At 71.2% G+C, this 2,470-nt stretch carries 1 protein-coding gene and 1 pseudogene; both read left to right on the forward strand.

What is annotated here, in order from left to right; genetic code table 11:
* Positions 1-1,974, forward strand: a 1,974-nt coding sequence (cyc2, locus tag C1J00_RS41970) for a germacradienol/geosmin synthase Cyc2 (protein WP_102914060.1), incomplete at its 5' end; no start/stop codon positions are given.
* A gap of 244 nt (positions 1,975-2,218) precedes the next feature.
* Positions 2,219-2,470: pseudogene (locus C1J00_RS41975) on the forward strand (PDZ domain-containing protein); the annotation flags it as partial.

Raw genomic sequence — 2,470 nt, forward strand, 5'->3', positions numbered from 1 at the left:
GACTGCGACGGCCCCGCCCTCTCCCTCATCACCGACTGGTACGTGTGGGTCTTCTTCTTCGACGACCACTTCCTGGAGATGTACAAGCGCAGCCAGGACCGCACCGCCGGCAAGGCCCACCTGGACCGGCTGCCGCTGTTCATGCCGCTGGACCTGTTCACTCCAGTGCCGGAGCCGGAGAACCCGGTCGAGGCGGGCCTCGCCGACCTGTGGGCGCGCACGGTGCCGAAGATGTCCGAGGACTGGCGCCGCCGCTTCGCCGTGGCCACCGAACATCTCCTCAACGAGTCGATGTGGGAGCTGTCCAACATCAACGAGGGGCGGATCGCCAACCCCGTCGAGTACATCGAGATGCGCCGCAAGGTCGGCGGTGCCCCCTGGTCGGCGGGGCTCGTGGAGTACGCGACCGCCGAAGTGCCCGCCGCCGTCGCCGGGACCAGGCCGCTCAGGGTCCTGATGGAGACGTTCTCCGACGCCGTGCACCTGCGCAACGACCTGTTCTCCTACCAGCGCGAGGTCGAGGACGAGGGCGAGAACAGCAACGGCGTGCTCGTCCTGGAGACCTTCTTCGGCTGCACCACCCAGGAGGCCGCCGACACCGTCAACGACGTCCTCACCTCCCGACTCCACCAGTTCGAGCACACGGCGTTCACCGAAGTGCCCGCCGTGGCCCTGGAGAAGGGGCTCCGGCCGGACCAACTCGCGGCGGTGGCGGCGTACACCAAGGGGCTGCAGGACTGGCAGTCCGGCGGCCACGAGTGGCACCTTCGCTCCAGCCGCTACATGAACGAGAACGCGGTGCGCGGCGGCAGCCCGTGGCCGGGATGCTCCGGCATCGGCACCTCCGCCGCCGACGTCCGCGCCCTGCTCACGAAGGCCGGTGCCGAGCGTCTGCGCTCGTACACGCACGTGCCGTACCAGAAGGTCGGGCCGGCGCGGATCCCCGACATCCGCATGCCGTTCCCGCTGGAACTCAGCCCGCACCTGGACGGCGCCCGCCGGAGTCTGCGCCACTGGGTGGAGCGCATGGGCATCCTCGCCGAGGGCGTCTGGGACGAGGACAAGCTCCGGGCCTACGACCTCCCGCTCTGCTCGGCCGGCCTGGACCCGGACGCCACGCGTGAGGCCCTCGACCTCAGCGCGCAGTGGCTCGCATGGGGCACCTACGGCGACGACTACTACCCGCTGGTCTACGGCCACCGCCACGACCTCGCCGCCGCCCGGCTGACCACGGCCCGCCTGTCCGACTGCATGCCGCTCGACGGCGTGGAAGCGCCCCTCCCGGTCAACGCCATGGAGCGCGGCCTGGCCGACCTGTGGGCGCGCACCACCGCGGGGATGACGCCCGAGGCGAAGCGCACGCTGAAGGACGCGGTCGACGTCATGACCGAGAGCTGGGTGTGGGAGCTGTCCAACCATCTCCAGAACCGTGTGCCCGACCCGGTCGACTACCTGGAGATGCGCCGGGCGACCTTCGGCTCCGAGCTGACCCTGAGCCTGTGCCGGATGGGACACGGCCCGGCCGTCCCGCCCGAGGTCTACCGCAGCGGCCCCGTCCGCTCCCTGGAGAACGCGGCGATGGACTTCGCGTGCCTCCTCAACGACGTCTTCTCGTACCAGAAGGAGATCGAGTACGAGGGCGAGATCCACAACGCGATCCTCGTCGTGCAGACCTTCTTCGGCTGCGACTACCCGACCGGGCTCGGCATCGTGCACGACCTGATGAGCCGGCGCATGAGCCAGTTCGAGCACGTCGTCGAGCACGAACTGCCCATCCTGTACGACGACTTCCAGCTCACGGGCGAGGCGCGCGCGGCGATGCGGACGTACGTGGCGGACCTGCGGAACTGGCTGGCCGGGATCCTCCACTGGCACCGCGAGGTAGACCGCTACAAGGACGAGTGGCTGTCCCGCCGTGCCCACGGCTTCCTCCCGGACCGGCAACCGGCCGTACCCGTGCCCGCTCTTCGCTGACCGCCCGCCTGCTCCACGGCTCGTACCGCACGCGGTCTCCACGGCTCGTACGGCAACCCCGCGACCGGGTGCGGTACGAGCCGTGCCCGTGCCCGTGCCGCGTCCGCGCCGCGTCCGGCCCCGGTCCCGGTCCCGGTCAGTCTCACTCGTTCGTGGCTCGTCGGCCGCCGATGTGCCGGGTAGTGCACCTGCCGTGATCGTTCCGGGCCCGCCGGAGGCGATCGGCACCATCCGGAGGCGAGCCATGGAACAGACCGCGCTGCGACCCAAGCCGATGCCGGGGCAGGAGCCCGACGGGCCGGTTCCGATGACGGGGCCCGGCCCGTCACGGCCCCGCCCGCACGCCGCCCGGCGACGGGGGAGACGGCTCCTCAACGTGCTGCTCGCCGGATGCACCGGCGCGGTCCTGGTGCTGTCCGGGATCGGCCTCGGGGCGATGGGTGCCACGGTGCTCGGCAAGGGCGGGCGCTTCGACCCGCGGGGGTGGCACACGGCC

The organism is Streptomyces cahuitamycinicus (assembly GCF_002891435.1).
Taxonomy (GTDB): Bacteria; Actinomycetota; Actinomycetes; order Streptomycetales; family Streptomycetaceae; genus Streptomyces; species Streptomyces cahuitamycinicus.